The organism is Leclercia sp. 119287 (assembly GCF_009734485.1).
GTDB classification, from domain to species: domain Bacteria; phylum Pseudomonadota; class Gammaproteobacteria; order Enterobacterales; family Enterobacteriaceae; genus Enterobacter; species Enterobacter adecarboxylatus_C.
This window is the reverse complement of record NZ_CP046445.1, coordinates 2123337-2144687: the sequence shown is the minus strand read 5'-3', so window position 1 is coordinate 2144687 and position 21351 is coordinate 2123337. Positions and strand designations below refer to the sequence as shown.

Sequence of the window (21351 nt, the reverse complement as noted above, 5' to 3'; positions counted from 1 at the left end):
GTACCTGTGTTAATAAAATGGCGCACATTGTGCGCCATTTTTTTTGCCCCGCATTTCGCTTTACTGAATCGCCACTTCATGCCCACCCTGAGGCGCTGCCGCCGGAAGCTGCGTATTACGCGCTGACAACCCCGTACTCTCGACCTGCGGCCCGGCCCCTGTCGATACCACCACCGGGATCCCTGCCCGACGTGACAACGCTTTATTCACCAACGTCTTATCGCTACCGCCCTGCGCCATAAAGGACGCAAAGGCCCCGGACTGCGCGATCGCCAGGGTTTGCGGGTTTTCCCCCTCCACCGACGCCAGCGGACGATGCACTTCAACGTAGCGCTTACCGTCCGGCTCGACCGAGAACTTCACCGGCTCATTGATGATCTGCACCCGCGTGCCGACCGAGCTCTGGGCAAAGAGCGCTTTGATATCCGGCGCATTCATGCGCATACAGCCGGAGCTGACGCGCAACCCGACGCTATCCGGTGCGCTGGTACCGTGGATAAGATATTCGCCGTTACCCACGCCCAGACGCAGCGCAAAGCGCCCCAGCGGGTTATTGGGGCCTGCGGGGACTACCGGGGGCAGCTTGATGCCCTGCTCCAGCGAGCGCGCTCTGATGCCCGCTGTGGGGGTCCAGGTTGGATTGGGGATCTTCTGGCTGATGCGGGTCACGGTGACCGGCGTTTCCAGCCCCAGTTGACCAATGCCCAGCGGGTAAACCTGAACGAAGTTTTCCCCCGGCGGATAGTAGTAGAGCCGCAGCTCCGCCAGGTTCACCACTATCCCCTCCCGGGGGGTATCCGGCAGCAGCATTTGCGACGGGATAGTGATCTCCGTTCCCGGCGCCGGATAGACCGGGGCGATGGTATTATTGGTTTCAAGTATTAAGTGCGCAGCGGTATTAAATCGCCGCGCGATGGCCTGCAACTTATTATCGCCTTCCTGAATGATATACGTCTGGTTTTGCCCGATAAGCCGACTGCCCGCCGGCGGCAAGGGATAATCCACCGCCAGGGCGCTATTAAGCGCGCTGAGCGAACCAAAGAGAATAAGAGTAACAAGGGACGCGCGCTTCATACTGAGATTCCTTATTCACTGACCGATCGTCAGAAAGCTGAAAAATCCACGAGGCGGGAACCACCTCGTGAAACAGAATGATAGCTGTCCTGTTAGTTTAGCTAATGTTGGCGGCTTTGGAGCGGATTGCGCGGATCATCGCCTCAAGACCCTGAGAGCGGGAAGGCGTTAAATGCTGGGTAAGCGCCATTTTTTCAAACCACGGGCGCACGTCAAAAGCGACAATATCCTGCGGAGACATCTGCTGATATAAAATAAACACCACGGCTATTAGGCCTTTTACTATTGCCGCATCACTGTCGCCCGCTAATTCAATCATTCCGGACTCGTTCTGGTGCATTATTATCCACACCTGGCTCTGACAGCCCTGAATACTATTTTCCGGAACGTGCGCGCTTTCGCTGAGGGCAGGCAGACGCTGCCCCAGCTCAATGATGTAGAGGTATTTCTCTTCCCAGTTTGCGCAACGCGTAAAGTTACGCAGCAATTTGTCTCTGTCTGGCAATGCAGCCATCTCTTGCCCTCTTTTAGCCCAGCAGGTGGTGGATACGCTTCAGCCCTGCCACCAGCCTGTCGACCTCTTCCAGTGTGTTGTACATTACCAGCGATGCGCGACACATTGCCGGTACCTGATAGAATGCCATCAGCGGCATGGCGCAGTGATGCCCGGTGCGCACCGCCACCCCGTAGTTATCGAGGAAACTGCCGACGTCATAGGCGTGGTGTTTCCCGAGATTAAAGGCGATCACCCCCTGACGATCTGCCGGGCCGTAAAGGGTCAGATCCGGCACGCTGGCCAGCTCTGCCAGGGCGTAGTGCATCAGCATCTGCTCGTACTCGGCGATGGCATCGAGGCCAACGGACGAGACATACTCCATCGCCGCCCCGAGACCGATAATGCCCCCGGTGTTAGGCGTCCCGGCTTCAAAACGCCACGGCGCGCGGGCATAGGTGGTGCCTTCGCTCAGGCTGACGGTGGCGATCATTGACCCGCCCCCTTCCCACGGCGGCATCTTCTGCAGGATATCGTCTTTGACGTACAGCACGCCGATCCCGGTCGGGCCGTAGAGCTTATGCCCGGAGAAGACGTAAAAATCGCAGTCCAGCGCCTGCACGTCCACGGTGTGATGCATCACCGCCTGCGCCCCGTCCACCAGCACTTTCGCGCCGACAAGATGGGCTTTAGCGATAATGTCCGCTACCGGGTTTTCGGTGCCCAGCACGTTGGAGATTTGGGTGATAGCCACCAGCCGGGTGCGTTCATCCAGCAGCGTATCCAGCTGTTCAAGCTGGAGCGTGCCGTCCTGATTCAGCGGGATCACCCGCAGCTCGGCCCCGACCCGCTCGCACAGCATCTGCCAGGGCACAATATTGGCGTGATGCTCCATCTGGCTGATGATGATGTTATCGCCCGTATGGACCTCAGCACTGCCCCAGCTATTCGCCACCAGATTGATCCCTTCGGTGGTGCCGCGCACAAACACCAGCTCTTCCGGCGAGCGGGCATTTAAAAATGCCGCCGCCCGGGTACGGACGTTCTCCATCCGCTGCGTCGCTTCGGCGCTGAGGGTGTGGATCCCCCGATGCACCGCCGCGTAACCGTGCCGGTAAAACTCCGCCTCGGCCTCGATCACCTGCGCGGGCTTTTGCGCGCTGGCGGCGCTGTCGAGATAGGCAAGCGGCAGACCGTTCACTTCACGGGTCAGGACGGGAAAATCCGCCCGCACTTTCTCTACAGGAAAACTCATGCCACACCTCCGGGCAGACGCTGACCGATTCGCGCCAGCACCTGCTGTCTTAAGGTTTCATCTCCGAGCGCTTCGGTCAGCTCGGCGGCAAAGGCGTAAATGATCATCTTCTCTGCCGCCTGCTTATCGATCCCGCGGGAGCGCAGATAGAACATCTGCTCATCATCAATACGACCCACCGTTGCCCCGTGGCTGCATTTCACGTCATCGGCATAGATTTCCAGCTGCGGTTTGGTGTCCACCTCCGCCAGCCGGCCCATCAGCAGATTATTGTTGGTCATCTGCCCGTCGGTTTTGATGGCGTGCTGCGCCACGTTAATCAGCCCGTTAAAGACCGCCCGGCCCTTATCGCTGACGATAGTTTTGTGCAGCTGCCGACTGTTGCAGTAGCCCTTGTTGTGCTCAAGCCAGGTGCGGGTGTCGCACACTTCGGTTTTCACCGGCATTGCCAGGCTGTTAATGCGCAGCGTGGTGTTTTCGCCGTTGAGCTGGGTGCTGGTGTTATGGCGCAGTACCGCCCCGCCCAGCAGGAAGCTGTGGCTGTATGCTGCCGCATCGGCGGCAAGCTGGAGGTCGTTATGGGCGAAGTGATGACTCGCCGCATTCTCAAACGCCAGCTTGATATGGTGCAGCTGAGCGTTGGCCGCCACGCTCATGGTCAGGCGCGAACCGGTGAAATGGCGCGCCGGGGTCAGACTGGCATAGTGTTCAATAACCGTCGCCTCGGCCCCTTCGCCCAGCTCCAGATGGTGGCGATAGTGGGCGGTGTTGATCTCCTCCCCCTCAAGCCCCTGGGTGATGTGCATCAGCAACAGCGGCTTCGCAGGACGCGCGTTACGCTTCACGCGGATATGGGTCACGCTCTGCGCCAGACTCTCGGTAAGATGCAGGAACAGCTCCGGCTGCACCGGTGCCGCCAGGCTCTGGCGCTCGTCGTTAATAACGACCTCAAAGCCGCTGTCGTCGGTGCTGTCGCTCAGCGCCGGGCTAAAGCGCCCGTCAACAAACACCAGCCGGGTGGCGTCGAGGGTGAGCGCCAGCGCATCACGATCGGTCGGTTGCACGCTGGCAGGCCGGGTGACAAACTCGCCGTTGAGCAGCCCTTCCAGCGGGGTGTATTTCCAGTTCTCGTGCTTACGCGTCGGCAGGCCGAGGCGCAGCATCTGCTGCAGGTGCTGCTGGGCCTGCTCCGAGCGCGTCCCGCCCTGGGCCTCAAACAGACGGTGCCACTGCTGCAGCGCGTTACTGCTGTTCGCTAAGCCAGCCATAGCCCTGCTCCTCCAGCTGTTTCACCAGCGTAAAATCACCGGATTTCACAATCCGCCCCTGATAGAGCACATGCACGTAGTCCGGCTTGATGTAGTCGAGAATACGCTGGTAGTGAGTAACGATGATGAACGACCGCTTACCGTCGCGCAGGGCGTTAACGCCGTCGGCGACAATTTTCAGGGCGTCAATGTCCAGCCCGGAGTCGGTTTCATCGAGAATGCACAGCTCCGGCTCCAGCACCGCCATCTGCAGGATGTCGTTACGCTTCTTCTCCCCGCCGGAAAAACCGACGTTGACCGAACGGGTAAGCAGATCTTCCGGCATCTTCAACAGCTGGATCTTCTCTTCCATCAGATCCTGAAAATCGAAGCGATCCAGCTCCTCTTCGCTGCGGTATTTACGCACCGCATTCAGCGCGGTCTGCAGGAAGAACTGGTTGCTGACCCCGGGGATCTCCACCGGATACTGGAAGGCCATAAAAATGCCTTCGCCGGCGCGATCTTCCGGCGACAGCTCGAGCAGATCTTTGCCCTTAAAGTCGACCGAACCGCCGACCACTTCGTAATCTTCGCGCCCGGCCAGGGTGGCAGAGAGCGTGCTTTTCCCCGAGCCGTTTGGCCCCATAATGGCGTGCACTTCGCCCGGACGCACGTCCAGGCTCAGGCCGCGCAGGATCGCTTTATCTTCCACACTGACCTGTAAATCTTTAATGCTTAACATGTGCTTTCCTTAATCCTTAACCGACGCTGTGTTCAAGGCTAATCGCCAGTAATTTCTGCGCTTCAACGGCAAACTCGAGCGGCAGTTCAGAGAACACATCCTTACAGAAGCCGTTCACGATCATTGAAATGGCATCCTCTTCGCTGATGCCGCGCTGCAGACAGTAGAAGAGCTGATCTTCACCAATCCGCGAGGTGGTAGCTTCGTGCTCCAGCTGGGCGCTGTTGTTACGGCACTCGACGTACGGGAAAGTATGCGCCCCGCAGTCCGGGCCAATCAGCATCGAGTCACACTGGGTAAAGTTGCGCGCGTTGGTGGCCGTCGGCATGATTTTGACCAGCCCGCGGTAGCTGTTCTGGCTTTTACCCGCCGAGATCCCCTTCGAAATGATGGTCGATTTGGTGTTCTTGCCGATGTGGATCATTTTGGTGCCGGTATCGGCCTGCTGATGCCCGCTGGTGAGCGCCACCGAGTAGAACTCGCCGATGGAGTTATCACCGCGCAGGATGCAGCTCGGGTACTTCCAGGTGATGGCGGAGCCGGTTTCGGACTGGATCCAGGACATCTTGCTGTTTTCGCCTTCGCACAATGCGCGCTTGGTGACGAAGTTCAGAATGCCGCCGGTGTTGTTATCCCCCGGGAACCAGTTCTGCACCGTGGAGTATTTCACTTCGGCGTCTTTATGGATGATCACCTCCACCACCGCGGCGTGCAGCTGATAGCTGTCGCGAACCGGGGCGGAACAGCCCTCGATATAGCTGACGTAGCTACCCTCGTCGGCCACCAGAATGGTGCGTTCAAACTGGCCGGTTTTCTCAGCGTTGATGCGGAAATAGGTCGACAGCTCCATCGGGCAGCGCACGCCCTTCGGCACATAGATAAAGGTGCCGTCGGAGGCTACCGCCGCGTTCAGCGCCGCAAAGAAGTTGTCGTTGCCCGGCACCACCGTGCCGAGGTACTTCTTCACCAGCTCGGGATGATCGTGGATGGCTTCGCCAAAGGAGCAGAAGATGATCCCCTGCTCACCCAGCTTTTCCCGATAGGTAGTGGCGACCGAGACGGAGTCGAAGATGGCGTCCACCGCCACCTCGCGTCCTTCCCGCACCGGCACGCCAAGCTGCTCAAAGGCCTCTTCCACCTCTTTGCTTAAAAAGGCGTTGGCCCCGGTCTGCTGTACCGCGCCGGGCTCAGAGGCGCAGGTGTCGTCGCAATTGCCGCACGACGGCGCAGAGTAGTAGCTGTAATCCTGATAGTTCAGCTTATCGTAGTGCGCCTTCAGCCAGTGTGGCTCTTCCATCTCCAGCCAGGCTTTGAACGCATTCAGGCGGAACTCCAGCATCCAGTCTGGCTCGTTGCGCTTGGCGGAAATGGCGCGGATCACCTCTTCATTGATCCCTTTTGCCAGCTCATCGGTCTGCAATTGGGTGAAGAAGCCCTCTTTGTAATTGATATGGCCGCCGGACCAGGTGTTGACGTCGTCAGTTGCTTCAGTATGTCGAGACATAATACCGCCTATACCCCAAAACTTTCGCCGCAGCCGCATTCGTTCTGGGCTTTCGGGTTATTGAATTTGAATAACTGGTTTAAGCCTTCACGCACGTAATCCACTTCCGTGCCGTCAATAAACGGCATCGCCTGCAAGGGAACATACAGTCTGGCGCCATCCTGCTCGAAAAGTAGATCGTCTTTAGCCGGTTCGCTGACGGTATCGAGCACATAACCAAAGCCGGCGCAGCCGGTAGTCTTAACGCCTAACCGCACGCCCAGCATGCCCGCCTGCTTGCTTACCAGCTCGCGTATATGCGCCGCTGCGGCAGGTGTAAGCGACAATCCACGCCACGCAAATTCCGTCGGATCAAATGTTTCTGAATGCTGTTGCATAAATCCACCTCTTGTATTGCGCCCCCAGGGCATAACACCATGTTAGTGATAATGATTATCACTTCAACCCCTCAGTTGCAGGGGCATTCGGCTTAACCGCCCTTTTTGGCTACTTTCATTAAGCATATACCCTGCTATGGAGGTTAACAGGGATGATCACATTAACTTAACATGTTGATCGGAGGAGGGATTTCCCATTAATTCGCGGCTGAACGGGATAAATACAAAATATGTATAGAAAATGCCTATTTTTGAGATAGATATTTTAATTTCAGTTAATTCAGGCCATTATCATCATTTCAGTAACTTAGCAGATCCGCATGCTAGACAATAACGGTCAATATCAGCCATTCCATCCCCCCTAAACACGCCCCCAAACTTACTTTTGCCCCCAAATTTGCCCCCAAATGCGTACCGTTTTTTACACCGGAACGCCATCAGCATCCGTGCTGTTGATGAAGTACGTCACCCTGCCCATCACCTCGACTTCTTCCGCCGCTAACCCCTCGATCGCCTCGCCGTCATCCGTGATTAATGCCTTACCTCTGAGCTTTGCAAACTGCGTCCGCCCACCGGATAGGATCAGCAGAGTCTACCCCTGTACCAGCCGGGCGCACGGCTCGATCACAGCAAACCCGGATGATGTTTCGAGGATGCGACTTTCGTTCGTGGTGCAGATGCTGGCTGGCGACAAGCGCTGCTCGACATAATCGGTTGCCGGAGATACGAAGCCCATCAGTGAACCATCCCCATGTTGCGCAGGATCCAGTAGTGATTGTCGGTTCCGTCAGTTGTCTTATCCGTGAAATCTGGCTGGTAGCGCTGTATCCACTCGTTGGCGTCGGCCCGGCTGAAATGCCAATGGACCTTTGCCAACTCGCGGATAAAGTCTTCAGTGCGCAAGCACCGGTAGCCTTTGGGGTTTAGCTGAATTGCGGCCACAAATGCGGCGTGAATGTCGGAACGGCGGGGCATGGTGACCTCTCAATTATTATTACTGTGTGTTTATACAGTAGTTTTAAGAGGGGGGCCAGGGCAAGGAGGCTGTGCCTATTGATAATTACTGCTGAACATCTGGTTGTACTGCCGAATTAACCAAGCGAGTGCATAGAAATTTTTCAGAGACAGAGGTTAAGCCGATGCTGGGCATACTGGGAGAAGTTTTCGAAGAAGCCAATATGTGGCTGGTTTCGGAATAAGTCATGTAAACCCCTAAGGACTGCATCGATCATCGCAAGCCGCTTCGTGTCACAAATGATTAAACCACCTGTTTAGGCCATCGCCTTCTGCGCGGAGTTGGAAGGATGGAGCGCTTAGTAAGCCGGGTTCCGCATACGGAACATACCGCGCCGTGTGGCAGATTTTGCTCGGGATTGAAGGAGGTGAAAAAGAACCGATTACTTTTGCAAGCAGGACAGATGAATTTCATAACAAGTATGCCCTCAGACTGTTGGCTGAACCAGCCTCAAAACCCTTTCAATGTGCTCAAATGAACATCACTTCACTGTCTTTATTATGCTTCTGGCCCGATACCAAAAGCCCCGGACAATACAGATATTTTGAGCCGGGTCAGGCGTCATTCTGAATGGTTTTAATGTTGCTCCGGACCGCACCAGATATTTAATAATGCCCGTGAAAGACCGATAAGACCCGACACGATAAGCACAAACAAACCGGCTAAAAGCGCAACATTTGCCATGAGAAACTCCTCATCAAGGTCTTAAAAAAAGGCCTGCCGCTTGAGCAGGCAAAGGTTATCAGCACAAACAAACAGCTTACTCTGATACAGGTGCCGGGTGCCTCCCGGTGACTCATTACCAGTTATACGAGCCGCAAGCATATTTACACGAACAGCAACTGGATTGCCCCTCCGCACAGGGGGATTCACCTTCATTAACTTTAGATGATTTTAAACGAAGCGCTAATGCTCTCTACCTAAAGTAATGGCTTATGCTGCCGATATGTTAACTACCTGCGTCCTGAACGCGGGATTGATAACAAAACTAAGGGATTTGTGCCCGTTCCCGTACGGGCTTTTTTTCTTCAAAGAGATCGAAATGCGGCTGATGATAATTACTGATGAACATCCTGGTGCCGTTACGATTTTAGCGCCTGAACCTCAGCCTGCAGCTGCGTGACCTGGATTGTCAGCGCCTCGATTTTGGCAATCGCGTGATGCAGCGCCAGCGCCGTATCCATCTGGATGACGTTATTATCAAGAGCTAAGGTGTCGTCTTTATCACAACGATTCCCCTCTTTGTCAAACTCAGGCGCAGCGGGAACCAGCTTCACATACTCACGGTCAATATCCCGTAAAGCGTCCTGGGCGATGATCCCCCGGCGCACACGCTCCAGATAATCGCCGTTATACACGAACGTGCAGGGTTTCAGCTTCCTGATGTTGTCGTAAGAGGCTTTGCCATCGTCATAGGCGATATTGTGCTTCAGTGTGGCATCAGAGGTAGCTGCCTTCTGATACGTATAGTTGCCGGCAAACCCACCGTCCCCGCCCACTGAGGTGACGAGATCCCCTGCTTCAGGTGTAAAAAGCCAGTAACGGACTTTTGAGCCGCTATCCCCAAACTGGACCATCGTGGTATTGCCCCAGTTACCTGTACCATTGCCGACATTACCCCAGCTCGTCCGCAGAGGGTAACCTCCGCCGTGTTGATAGCCCCAGGACCAAGCAGCTATGGCCCCCATTCCCTGGTTATCCAGTGTTGAGTCCATATACGCACCAGCGTAACCCCGTTGCCAGGACTGCGCCCAGCTTGTAGCCAACGGAGCACCTGTGCTGAGATATTTAGACGAAAACCCTCCATCGACGTTAAAGGAGTAAATATAGCTGACCGTCGTTGGATTACTGTTAACCTGTAGTTGCGTAGTACCGTTGGGCGCGGTGAAGAAGATGCTTCTCGCACCTCCATTATTATCCTGCAAATAAAGAAGCGTATTTGACGAAGCATCGACACTTTTAATCTGAACACTATTTTTGCATATCACGTTACCATTTACAGTACCACCTTCTGTACTCAGGGCTTTTACATCTGCCGCAGTAAGAGTAATACTATCTTGTCTTTTTGCCATGTAATTTCCTTATGCCCAGACGCGAGCAGGCGTTTTTGGAGTCACGATGAATTCATGCAGAGGTGATAAATCAAGCCCGTCATTCATTACCCGGATATTGGCGTGATAACCAGGTTCCTCGGAATATTTTATTAACTCGTTTTCTTGCCCAGGATTTTCAACATCGCTGACGATGGTAATAACTCCGATGATATCCAGGCTGATATCCGGGTGGTATAAATACCCCTGCTGTTCATCATCAATAAATCCCGCCGCGATTAACTGCCTACGCATTTCATCGGCGTCAGAAAAGCGCAGATATAAGTCTCTCATTAGCGGAGTCCTTTTATTTGATTGTCAGTGAGTGCGCGGTGCCAGATACGCAGATTACGGATGTGGCCATTGAGCATTCGCACGCCAGGGGTAGCCGACCCTGCACCTCGACCGATATAAATCGTGTTGTTAGATACGCCTACATTTCCTGGCGTCGGTCTGGTTATTATGTCCGAGGTGATAACCGCTCCGTCTGTGAATATCTTCTTATTTATAGTGTCAGAGACGAACACCATATTATGAATTTTCCCATCATCTATTGCCGTCGCTCCCCCTACCAGCGCGGGGCTTGCATAACAAAACATGGGCCTTCCTGATAACCCGGGAGAGGAATTAAGCGCCGCGAAAACCCACTCTGTGGACGAGGGATAGTAGCTAATGATACCCCTGCGATTGTTCGCGCCGTTGCTCGCCACCGTTTGCCCGTTACAGTGAACCTCCATGGCAAAAGTAACAGGTCCAAAGTAGTTATCATTACCAGAGCGTTGCAAAGTGCAATCATCAGCAGCACGTGTTGCTGTGTTTCCATTAGTAGGTATATAGGAAGTTGCTGTTAAAGATGCTTCTAATTGCATACGATCAAGTGTTACTTTATGACCTACAGGTACACTGGCACCGAATTGAATACGTAAAGCCATTCGATATAAGCCAGTTGTACCTGCTGTCGTAACAGACAAAGTATTGCGACCTGCTACAGCAGTAGTTACCCCCGCAGTGGTATCACCTTCTGATGACGTGTTGCGAATTATTGCGATCGCAACATCATCACCAGCTTCAACAACCAAATCACATGATATGGATACAGGGTTCGCCGCTTCATATGTAGCGGCACCAGTATGTTGCTCAAACCATACGCTTGTTGTACCTGTTTTAGTGATTTCCACGCCACCATCTGGCTTAAAAACAACAGATACGCCAGCCCCGTATCGCATAATGGAAGGATCATATTCCGTTGGTGACGACCTCTTAAGAAAGTTTGTACTTTGTTCTTCTATTAAAAAACCTTCTTTTTCGAAGCGTGGTTCATTAATAGCTGCTGTACGCAGCACTCCAGATTTATCTATGTAAGTCGCAGTGGATGCCCGGGAAAATGTCAGAGATTTAGACGGCAGTTCCAGCACCTGCCCGGAAATAGTCAGCGTGTCATAGGGCGCGAATCCGGCGAGCAGGCGCAGATCGTCGTTGAGCGGTGCCCATACGTCAGGGAACGGCGCTGCCTCATAGGGTACAGACGTCAGCTGCTGCGCGGCGGCCAGCGATGCTGCGGCACTACTGGCGCTGGCCCCTGCGTTGTTCTCTGACGTCCTGGCATTCGTCTCAGATGTTTTCGCATTGGTTTCTGAGGTCTTCGCAGCGTTCTTCGAAGCGAGGGCATTTCCCTCTGACGTTGCCGCGTTCGTTGCGCTGATTGCCGCAGCGTTTTTGGAAGCCAGTGCATTCGTCTCACTGTTTTTGGCAGCGGTCGCGCTGGTCCCTGCCGCGTTCGCGGCGGTGATCAGCTTCGACCAGCTGGGGCCCGTTTTTTTCGAACCATTTGCCAGAGTAACGGTGACGTCACCAGTGCCCGATAAAATCAGGTCCTGGTTGATAATACTGCTTTGCGCCAGGCGAAAACCTTCCGTGACGGCGTTCGCTAAATCGTCATCAAGTGTGGCCATTCGTGATGTCCTTAAAATGAAAAACCCAGCCGGAGCTGGGTTATAAGGGTGTGATTATTGAATTCAGAAGAAACAACGTGTGCGCAGCCGAAATACTTCCTAGATTCTACGTCAGTACTTCAAAAAGCATAATCAAAGCCTTGATAAATATGCATTCCTTCGAAATTCAGCTTTCACCCATTGGGTGAAAGAAAAGTGCTCAAAAATATGTTAAATTATCAGCTTTTATGACTCGATATATGGTAAAATAATAGTAAGAAAAGTAGTAAAAAGGGGTTCTAATTATGATTAATAAAATTGATTTCAAAGCTAAGAATCTAACATCAAATGCAGGTCTTTTTCTGCTCCTTGAGAATGCAAAAAGCAATGGGATTTTTGATTTTATTGAAAATGACCTCGTATTTGATAATGACTCAACAAATAAAATCAAGATGAATCATATAAAGACCATGCTCTGCGGTCACTTCATTGGCATTGATAAGTTAGAACGTCTAAAGCTACTTCAAAATGATCCCCTCGTCAACGAGTTTGATATTTCCGTAAAAGAACCTGAAACAGTGTCACGGTTTCTAGGAAACTTCAACTTCAAGACAACCCAAATGTTTAGAGACATTAATTTTAAAGTCTTTAAAAAACTGCTCACTAAAAGTAAATTGACATCCATTACGATTGATATTGATAGTAGTGTAATTAACGTAGAAGGTCATCAAGAAGGTGCGTCAAAAGGATATAATCCTAAGAAACTGGGAAACCGATGCTACAATATCCAATTTGCATTTTGCGACGAATTAAAAGCATATGTTACCGGATTTGTAAGAAGTGGCAATACTTACACTGCAAACGGTGCTGCGGAAATGATCAAAGAAATTGTTGCTAACATCAAATCAGACGATTTAGAAATTTTATTTCGAATGGATAGTGGCTACTTTGATGAAAAAATTATCGAAACGATAGAATCTCTTGGATGCAAATATTTAATTAAAGCCAAAAGTTATTCTACACTCACCTCACAAGCAACGAATTCATCAATTGTATTCGTTAAAGGAGAAGAAGGTAGAGAAACTACAGAACTGTATACAAAATTAGTTAAATGGGAAAAAGACAGAAGATTTGTCGTATCTCGCGTACTGAAACCAGAAAAAGAAAGAGCACAATTATCACTTTTAGAAGGTTCCGAATACGACTACTTTTTCTTTGTAACAAATACTACCTTGCTTTCTGAAAAAGTAGTTATATACTATGAAAAGCGTGGTAATGCTGAAAACTATATCAAAGAAGCCAAATACGACATGGCGGTGGGTCATCTCTTGCTAAAGTCATTTTGGGCGAATGAAGCCGTGTTTCAAATGATGATGCTTTCATATAACCTATTTTTGTTGTTCAAGTTTGATTCCTTGGACTCTTCAGAATACAGACAGCAAATAAAGACCTTTCGTTTGAAGTATGTATTTCTTGCAGCAAAAATAATCAAAACCGCAAGATATGTAATCATGAAGTTGTCGGAAAACTATCCGTACAAGGGAGTGTATGAAAAATGTCTGGTATAATAAGAATATCATCAATAAAATTGAGTGTTGCTCTGTGGATAACTTGCAGAGTTTATTAAGTATCATTGCAGCAAAGATGAAATCAATGATTTATCAAAAATGATTGAAAGGTGGTTGTAAATAATGTTACAATGTGTGAGAAGCAGTCTAAATTCTTCGTGAAATAGTGATTTTTGAAGCTAATAAAAAACACACGTGGAATTTAGGTTTCATTCTGGCGACGTCCGTATTTGCCTTTCGGAAGCATAAAATCGGACGCGTTGTGGCTCGCTTCAGGTAAAATATTGACTATTCATGTTGTTGTTATTTCGTCTCTTCCAGAATAAGGAATCCCATGGTTAAAAAATCACTGCGCCAGTTCACGCTGATGGCGACGGCAACCGTCACGCTGTTGTTAGGAAGTGTGCCGCTGTATGCGCAAACGGCGGACGTACAGCAAAAACTTGCCGAATTAGAGCGGCAGTCGGGAGGCAGACTGGGTGTGGCATTGATTAACACAGCAGATAATTCGCAAATACTTTATCGTGCTGATGAGCGCTTTGCGATGTGCAGCACCAGTAAAGTGATGGCCGCGGCCGCGGTGCTGAAGAAAAGTGAAAGCGAACCGAATCTGTTAAATCAGCGAGTTGAGATCAAAAAATCTGACCTTGTTAACTATAATCCGATTGCGGAAAAGCACGTCAATGGGACGATGTCACTGGCTGAGCTTAGCGCGGCCGCGCTACAGTACAGCGATAACGTGGCGATGAATAAGCTGATTGCTCACGTTGGCGGCCCGGCTAGCGTCACCGCGTTCGCCCGACAGCTGGGAGACGAAACGTTCCGTCTCGACCGTACCGAGCCGACGTTAAACACCGCCATTCCGGGCGATCCGCGTGATACCACTTCACCTCGGGCAATGGCGCAAACTCTGCGGAATCTGACGCTGGGTAAAGCATTGGGCGACAGCCAACGGGCGCAGCTGGTGACATGGATGAAAGGCAATACCACCGGTGCAGCGAGCATTCAGGCTGGACTGCCTGCTTCCTGGGTTGTGGGGGATAAAACCGGCAGCGGTGACTATGGCACCACCAACGATATCGCGGTGATCTGGCCAAAAGATCGTGCGCCGCTGATTCTGGTCACTTACTTCACCCAGCCTCAACCTAAGGCAGAAAGCCGTCGCGATGTATTAGCGTCGGCGGCTAAAATCGTCACCGACGGTTTGTAATAGCGGAAACGGAATGGGGAAACTCATTCCGTTTTTGTTTATCGCCTTAGACGGCAAAAGTGCTGTCGCCCACCTGCGCTTGCGCATACCAGGCCATAAGCTCCGTGGTTCCTGGTTCTCCTTCCGCTGGAGCCCAGTGCGCATAGTCATCGGCAGCCACGGGTTGATAGCCACCGTGTTTTACTTCAAAAATTATGCCACCGGTATCCAGCGACAGCACGGCATGCCAGGTTCCTGCGGCCATCTCCAGCACCGTACAGGTTTCCCCCAATATCGCCCGATGGGTGACGGTACCCCGATCGTCAAAATTCAGCACCACGAAACGACCCCTTAATGGCAACAGTAGCTCGAAGGTGTGAGGGTGTCGGTGCGGGCGCACGTAGGTCCCAGGTACTTATATCGGATTTTATTTCCAGCCCGTTAAAGCCAAATCGCCAGCATCCACCTGGCTGGAATTAATTACCTGAATAACCGGAGAAGTTTGGGGAATTTCTTTTGGTAATTAACGCCATTGATGGCTGCATATCCATATGAGTACTCCCACTGGTAATCCCTCTAAGGCCAATACGTATAGTCACAGGGCCTGAGTTTGCGGGAATATCCAGACTACCTGTAACGGGTACATAACTGTTAACCTGACGACTGACGCTATTGGTGTCGTTATACGATAGCTTAAAGCCAAGAGACACTACTGTAATATCTCTCCCGTTTATATTGATATATGCTTCCAGAGAGCCATTATAAGCTTCACTTTCATTCCAGACGACAAATGTCGGAACAGCGATAGTGACGTCATATGGGACACCCCCCGCCCAGGTAACCTGTCGATAAAAATCTCTTTGTTGGCCTGGCTCTCCCCTGAATCTGCCACCAGGGAAGGAGAACATATTAACGACATCACCTACGATTTTGTTCGCGTAAACTGTGCCTTTGAAGTCTCCATCCGTCGCGTAAACTGTCCCTCTGAATTCCCCACTGGTTGCATATATCGTCCCCCTGACTGTCACGCCGTTAAACGTGGCATACCCGGATTTATTGATATGCCAGCCGACATTGCCGGTCCCGTCCCAGTTGCTGGACTGGAGGTAATTGCCGATCTTGCCGTTGTCGATGGAACCATCCTGGATGAACACCGATCGCATGAACATCTGCCCGCCTGTGGCGGCAAACACCAGTTCCTGTCCTTTTGTCGTCGGGTTATAAACCGCAAACGTATCGGCAGAAATCAGGAAGTTTGAGGACCCGGTTGCATCAATGCCCAGCTGAATACCCGCGATACGTTTAACCCCGTTCGCTTCCACCTGAACCTTAACGCCCCACTGGGCACCCAGCTTACCGGTAATGTCAGCAACAGCTTTACTGGTCGTCTGGACACTGGCATTGGTATCGTCGATCGCAGCCGTCACCTGCTCAATGCTGGTCGCGGTGGCGCTTTCCAGATCCGTAACAGCTTTATCAATGCGCGTAATGGCGGCGGCGTTGGTCTTACCGTTTTGCTCAACCGTCGCCTTAAGCGTGGTGACCTGCTCCGCCACGGCACTCGTGGCATCCGCGGCGGTCTTCCGGCTTTCGATGATTTCAGCCATCGTTTTCGTTTCGCCAACAGCATACGTCACGCGCTGTTCAGAGAACGCGGTGAAGCTGGCGAGCGCATTGGTGACGTTACCGACAATACCGGCGTCCCGGCTGGCCGTGTTGCCGTCCACATCCACTTTCAGCGTATCGATGCGGCGGCCGAGTGCGCTGTCAGCATTCGTACGTGCAGTGGTTTCCGTGCTGATGTCCGAAGTGTTCTGGTCGGTCGTGGCCTTAACCGCAGCCAGCGCGGTGGTCTGCGCCTTGTTGTTATCCGCGACCGCTTTATCGATGCGTGTAATGTCACCGCTATTTTTGCCAACGGTGGACTGCAGGCCTGAAAGCGTGGTGGCCTGAGCCTCCTGCTCATTCGTCAGCGTCGCCAGCTCCTGAGTAACGGAAGCCTGGTTAGCGTTAACGGTCGATTCCAGCTTCTTCCGCTCTGTCACCTCCGCTTCCTGCGCCGTGATGCGCGCCTGGCGTTCGGTATACAGCAGGCCCGAGGCCAGTTTTGACGGGTCGTCACCGGTATAACCGCCCCGGATCTGCGTCGCCAGCGTCTCGCGCGCCGTGGCTTCCGCCTGGTCGCCGGTAACACGGGCTGTCGTTTCCTGCTGCAGGGCGGCCATCCCGGCGCCCGGCGTTGGCCGCCCGATCGCCACCCAGTCAATCAGGAAGTAGTTCGTCGCGTCCTGTTTGCTGGAAAGGTCCAGCCGAATCTGGTTAATCGTCGTCTCGGCCAGCCAGGGGATATCGTCGCATTCCAGCGTTGCAACGCCGTCGGCGTTATACGCCGGTTCGGCCACCACGAAGCGGTTGGTTTCGTTGAAACTGGCCGCATTGCGCCAGCGGATTTCCCCCGCCCATGCAGGCGCTCCCACTTTCCTGATACGCAGCTTCAGGAAGCGATACGCAGCTGCTGTTATGCCCAGCGTCGCAGGAGAAGCAACGTACGGGTCCGATGCGTGGTTGGCAGGACGGAGCCAGCCGTTAACAATGGTCGGCGTGCCGTTACCGGACCAGCCCTCCGCAGTCGAATCGAAGTACCAGATTTTGGCCGGATCGAACTGAGAACCGGTCCCCGCCGACACCTGCGCAATCTGCTGCGCCAGCGATTCGGTGGTGGTCTGAATCGTCTGGTTGACGTTGCTGATATCCGCGACGCGCTCGTTCTTCTCGGTCAGCAGTGCCTGGCCGCGGGCCGCTGCCTCGTCGGTGATGGCTTTCTTACGGTCCGTGATCTCCTTCGCCAGGCCCGCTTTGGTCGCCGCCGACTCTGTTGTGACTGAGCTAATGTCGTCGCGCGCCGACTGGATATCTTCACCCAGATCGGCAATGTCCGACACGAGGTTTTTATAGCCTTCAGTCTGTTCAAGCGTGTCGCCGATCATGTCGAGATAATCACTGGCTTTCGAGCTGGACTGTCCTGCCGCCCACTCCGTCCAGTCTCCGGTGTTGCCGATACGATCCACCAGGCGCGCACGATACCACTGACTGACGCCCGCCAGCATGGGACCATGCTGGTAATGCGTGGCCGGATACGGCACCAGCGCCAGTAATTGCGGGTTAGCCTTGTCTTCGGTGGTGGCGCGCTGAAGCTCGGTATATGCCGTATCACCAGAACCATCCGGGAAAGCCCAGGTGATATCGATAGCCCAGACGACATCGTCCGTGGCGGCCAGTGCCTGCGGCGTTCCCGGCCTGCCGTTTTTGCCCGTAAGATAGGTGGTGTCAGCATAACCCCACGGCGAGCTTGAATCCTGGGAGTTAAGCGCCCGCACCCGCACGTCATAACTCCCGGTGTAAATCCCCTGCACCGTAAATCCCTGGGCGCTGCTCACCGGGACGTTTATCCAGTCGCCATTATCCTTGCGCCATTGCGCCTGGTACCGGATAGCGCCTTCCACCCGATCCCAGGAAGCATTCATGGTGGCAACGGTAAGCCCCTGCTCGATGTGGTCGGTTTCGCTGAGGATGATGTTTTTCGGTGCCGGCAGAACATTTACCGGCGTGACGGTGACCGGCGCCGGGATAATGCGCACACCGTCATCGATATAGCGATATTTATTCGGGTCATGCTGAACCGCGGTGATCGTGAAACCACCGTTGCTGTCGTCGTTCGCCCGGATGGATGTCACACGAAAATACTGAATAGCCAGGTTGTCGCTGTCGATGGCCCACACTGCGCCGGACTCAGGCGGCAGCCTGAAGGGGGTCGTGACCGTCACCGTCTGTTTGTCCGCGCCGACGGACGCGATTGTCCGCGTCTGCGCCTTGCCGTCCGGCAGGTTGACCACCAGGCGATCGCCGGCTGCGTAATCAACGGGGCGATCAAGCGTGACGTTACGCCCGCTCACCGCCCGGATACGGCCGCCGTTCTGCCTGGCGGCACGGAACGGATCCGCGATACCGATAATTTCCGCAGGCAGGGGAATATAACCGTCCAGCCCCACGCCAAATGACACCGTTCCGTCGCGCGCGTTAGACAGCAATGCCCAGCGGCCCCGGCGGTGCGCCTCACTCTGGGACGTACAGCCGATCGCTGTCATCGACATCTGGTTAACCTTGTACCGTTTCACCAGGTCGGAATCATAGACACTCTCTGTGGTGTCACTGTAGTGGTTCTGAGGATCCGACCAGGATACCAGCGCAGATGAGTAGCGGTTTTTGTAGCTGCCGCCGCCGTAGGTAAACAGTCCGTCGATCACGTTCGAGGCATGATAGGTAAAATCGACCTCATCCTGCGGCACATCCGCACGCACGTAAATCTGGTCGTTACCCCAGAAGGTAATCCCCCGGAATACAGCAGCCAGATCACTGAGAACGGTGTAGGCATCCTGCTGGCTCTGGATATAAACGTTGCAGGTAAAGCGCGGTTCAGTACCGCCCGCCCCGTTCGACACCCGCTGGTCACAGTACTGCGCAATGGCATACAGCTCCCACTTATCGATCATGCCTGCATCGATGCGGGTACCCATGCCATAAATCTCATCCAGCACCAGATCGTAAAATATCCAGGCCGGGTTGTTGGTGTAGGCCATTTTAAAACCGCCCGACCAGGTGCCGCTGTAGGTCCGCGTAACCGGATTGTAAGAGTCCGGCACGCGTACCAGTTTGCCCTTCGGTCTGCAGGTCACCTTTGGCGCACCACTGGTAAACTGGCTGGCATCGACCTCAATATACAGCAGCGCTGTATTGGGATAGCGTAACTTGCTGTCGATCACCTCAGCGAACGAGAACACCTTGAAGGCGTTTATGAGTTTTGAGTTACCAATGGAATCAGGCGTGATGCGGCGTACCCGCACAGCCCAGCCGGTAGTGGCCGCTGGCAGGTCAATGCGGATATCGCGCTGGTATTCCGTGGTTGTCTTTCCGTCGAATTTGCCGTTAACCACCGCCTGCCAGGCAGCACCATCAGTCGAGAGATCGACGGCGTACTCCGTGACCGTGCCGACCATATCGCCATTGTCTTTATAGGTGTACTGTACGGGCAGGCTCAGCTTAATACGCACGGCATCCAGCATCAGGTTAGAGAACTGGCGTGTCCATGGCGCGGTGGTGGTGACTGCCACGTTTGCCGACATTTCGTTGTCGACCTCTGGCAATCCCTGAATATAGGTCTGATCCTAGGTGCCCTGGCGAAAATCCCACTTCACGCCGGTGAAATTGTAGCTGCCGTCGGCGTTCGCCAGCGGAGTGTCGTTGAGGAAGATGTTCTGCGCCGTCAGTTCGCCCTGGATTTCACCTTCAGCAATCGCCAGCAGCATTTTTAATTTTGCTGTCGACAGCAGGTCATCCGGATCCTCAACAGGAGTGTGCTGTTTAGCGCCACCGCCTTTACGTCCCTGAATAAGGGTTTCATCTTCGAGAAGTCGCATATTTCACCCATAAAAAAAGCCACCCGGAGGTGGCCTGTAGCTGACAATAAAATTTACTGCTGGTCGCTGGAGAAGATCCCCGCGCTGATGACTGCCCCGCCGATCTCGCGCTCACCAAAAAGAACGGGGACCGGATAACCCACAGCCACGGTGTTCACCGGCGCGCCAAAGGCGTAGTTGGGTTTGTTGTCCGTGCTGGATGAGGCGCCTACATTGTATTTTGGCTGGGGTGTCAGCAACTGAACGACGCCCCCCAGCATCATCGACAGACCGAGGCCAGTCAGGGCCGTTGTTGTCGCGGTTGCGGCAGCTGTGCTCAGACCTATCGCCGTCAGCGAGGCGCCCGCTGTAAAATACGCGGCCACGAGAGCGACCGCCCCGATAACGATCTGCAGTACGCCGCCGCGCTTTGCGCCTTCGGTAATAGCTGAAATTCGGTACACCGTACCGCCGCGGGTCATGTCGAACTCATCGAGGCCGATGTTGTTTTTGCCATTGAAGAAGGCAAAGCGGATCCCCTGCATATGGCCTTCTGACAGGTAGCGTTTAAAACCGGGGACCTGGCTGCACATGGCGCGCAGCATCTCGCGCAGATCCTCAACATGAAATTTGTGTTCGCGCCCGAACTTTTTCGCCATGCGGCCTTCAAGAATGAGTGTCTTCAGCATTCATCAGTTCCCTGTGCCGGACCACACGAACGGTGCGGTCACGGTAATACTTGCCGTACGGCACCCGGGCAGACAGGCTGCCGAAATTATGGTGCAGCATGATATTGTCCTGGTGCTCGTGATGACCGAGGTAAACGGCCGCGTGGTTCGTTACCTGCGCCTGTATGCGCATCATGATCATATCCCCGGGACGCATATCAGCCGGGTCCACCTGAACAAAGCCTTCTGCCTCCCAGTTATCGTCGTAACGATTTTCGCCCTGCTCCCACCACTCGTAAGGGACCGAGTAATTGCCCAGGGTAATGCCGTGCTCACGCTGGTACCACTCACGGATCAGCGACCAGCAGTCAGCAAAGCCCAGCACCCAGCGCCGCCCGGCGTAGTCCCGGTCCTCACGGGGTGCCAGCGTGCAAAAATCCCCGTCCGGCCAGCTCATGATGCCCCATTCCACCCCGGACCAGTCGCAGTGCACCCTGTCCATTTCAGACGGCACAAGCTGCACCACATCCGGATGGGAGTGGATAACCATAATGATTTCACCCCTCTCCGACGCGGCGAGCTTATCCTCCGGCGAGATCGTGAAGGCCTCGGTGGGTGTTGCTGAAATATTCCGGCATGGAACGTACTGCTGCGCCTGCCCGGCCTGCACCACCACGCCGCAGGCCTCGTTCGGATATTCCGCGGCAACATGGGCGCGGATCGCATCCATCAGTTTTTTTCGCAT

At 53.7% G+C, this 21351-nt stretch carries 16 protein-coding genes and 3 pseudogenes; 2 read left to right on the top strand and 17 right to left on the bottom strand.

Annotation, left to right across the window (positions count from 1 at the left end):
• Positions 1-60: 60 nt before the first annotated feature.
• The 12 genes and pseudogenes from GNG27_RS10390 to GNG27_RS10340 all read right to left on the bottom strand — a co-directional run bounded on the left by GNG27_RS10390 (position 61) and on the right by GNG27_RS10340 (position 11749).
• Positions 61-1074, bottom strand: a complete 1014-nt coding sequence (locus GNG27_RS10390; RefSeq protein ID WP_156263618.1) for a L,D-transpeptidase family protein — start codon at positions 1072-1074, stop codon at positions 61-63.
• A gap of 97 nt (positions 1075-1171) precedes the next feature.
• The gene (gene sufE, locus GNG27_RS10385) at positions 1172-1588 is read right to left on the bottom strand and encodes a cysteine desulfuration protein SufE (RefSeq protein ID WP_142489201.1); all 417 of its coding nucleotides are present in this window, start codon (positions 1586-1588) and stop codon (positions 1172-1174) included.
• A 13-nt stretch (positions 1589-1601) separates the two neighbouring features.
• Positions 1602-2822 carry a cysteine desulfurase SufS gene (gene sufS, locus GNG27_RS10380; protein ID WP_156263617.1) on the bottom strand — a complete coding sequence of 407 codons (1221 nt, stop codon included), beginning with the start codon at positions 2820-2822 and terminating at the stop codon, positions 1602-1604.
• Positions 2819-4090: a Fe-S cluster assembly protein SufD gene (sufD, locus tag GNG27_RS10375; protein WP_156263616.1), complete on the bottom strand. Its 1272-nt coding sequence runs from the start codon at positions 4088-4090 to the stop codon at positions 2819-2821. Before sufD ends, sufS begins: the two co-directional genes overlap by 4 nt.
• Positions 4065-4811 (bottom strand): Fe-S cluster assembly ATPase SufC, encoded by a 747-nt coding sequence (gene sufC / locus GNG27_RS10370; RefSeq protein WP_142489198.1) that lies wholly within the window; start codon positions 4809-4811, stop codon positions 4065-4067. Before sufC ends, sufD begins: the two co-directional genes overlap by 26 nt.
• 16 nt (positions 4812-4827) lie before the next feature.
• Entirely contained in the window at positions 4828-6315 is a 1488-nt protein-coding gene (gene sufB, locus GNG27_RS10365; RefSeq protein ID WP_156263615.1) for a Fe-S cluster assembly protein SufB, read from the bottom strand.
• 8 nt (positions 6316-6323) lie between these two features.
• On the bottom strand, positions 6324-6692 hold the full coding sequence (gene sufA, locus GNG27_RS10360; protein ID WP_106993654.1) for a Fe-S cluster assembly scaffold SufA: 369 nt from the start codon (positions 6690-6692) through the stop codon (positions 6324-6326).
• A 421-nt stretch (positions 6693-7113) separates the two neighbouring features.
• A pseudogene (locus GNG27_RS23695) lies at positions 7114-7428 on the bottom strand (hypothetical protein).
• Positions 7428-7667: a hypothetical protein gene (locus GNG27_RS10355; RefSeq protein ID WP_156263614.1), complete on the bottom strand. Its 240-nt coding sequence runs from the start codon at positions 7665-7667 to the stop codon at positions 7428-7430. Before GNG27_RS10355 ends, GNG27_RS23695 begins: the two are co-directional and overlap by 1 nt.
• Positions 7668-8789: 1122 nt before the next feature.
• Entirely contained in the window at positions 8790-9779 is a 990-nt protein-coding gene (locus GNG27_RS10350) for a tail fiber domain-containing protein (protein ID WP_156263613.1), read from the bottom strand.
• A 9-nt stretch (positions 9780-9788) separates the two neighbouring features.
• Positions 9789-10091: a hypothetical protein gene (locus GNG27_RS10345; protein WP_156263612.1), complete on the bottom strand. Its 303-nt coding sequence runs from the start codon at positions 10089-10091 to the stop codon at positions 9789-9791.
• Complete coding sequence (locus GNG27_RS10340) at positions 10091-11749, bottom strand: LamG-like jellyroll fold domain-containing protein (protein WP_156263611.1); 1659 nt, start codon at positions 11747-11749, stop codon at positions 10091-10093. The genes GNG27_RS10345 and GNG27_RS10340 overlap by 1 nt, the downstream gene beginning before the upstream one ends.
• Positions 11750-12033: 284 nt before the next feature.
• Here GNG27_RS10340 and GNG27_RS10335 point away from each other — a divergent pair, with 284 nt between their 5' ends.
• Complete coding sequence (locus GNG27_RS10335) at positions 12034-13296, top strand: IS1380-like element ISEcp1 family transposase (RefSeq protein WP_000608644.1); 1263 nt, start codon at positions 12034-12036, stop codon at positions 13294-13296.
• A gap of 334 nt (positions 13297-13630) precedes the next feature.
• On the top strand, positions 13631-14506 hold the full coding sequence (locus GNG27_RS10330) for an extended-spectrum class A beta-lactamase CTX-M-3 (protein WP_011091028.1): 876 nt from the start codon (positions 13631-13633) through the stop codon (positions 14504-14506).
• 46 nt (positions 14507-14552) lie between these two features.
• Here the strand turns inward: GNG27_RS10330 and GNG27_RS10325 are convergent.
• From GNG27_RS10325 to GNG27_RS10305, 5 genes and pseudogenes are all read right to left on the bottom strand, one after another.
• Positions 14553-14897: pseudogene (locus GNG27_RS10325) on the bottom strand (WbuC family cupin fold metalloprotein); the annotation flags it as partial.
• 64 nt (positions 14898-14961) lie between these two features.
• On the bottom strand, positions 14962-16092 hold the full coding sequence (locus GNG27_RS23690; RefSeq protein WP_231600453.1) for a DUF1983 domain-containing protein: 1131 nt from the start codon (positions 16090-16092) through the stop codon (positions 14962-14964).
• A gap of 1403 nt (positions 16093-17495) precedes the next feature.
• Positions 17496-19959 (bottom strand): annotated as a pseudogene (locus GNG27_RS10315) (host specificity protein J); the annotation flags it as partial.
• Positions 19960-20012: 53 nt separating this feature from the next.
• Positions 20013-20627: a tail assembly protein gene (locus GNG27_RS10310; protein WP_156263610.1), complete on the bottom strand. Its 615-nt coding sequence runs from the start codon at positions 20625-20627 to the stop codon at positions 20013-20015.
• Positions 20605-21351: a C40 family peptidase gene (locus GNG27_RS10305; protein ID WP_156263609.1), complete on the bottom strand. Its 747-nt coding sequence runs from the start codon at positions 21349-21351 to the stop codon at positions 20605-20607. The genes GNG27_RS10310 and GNG27_RS10305 overlap by 23 nt, the downstream gene beginning before the upstream one ends.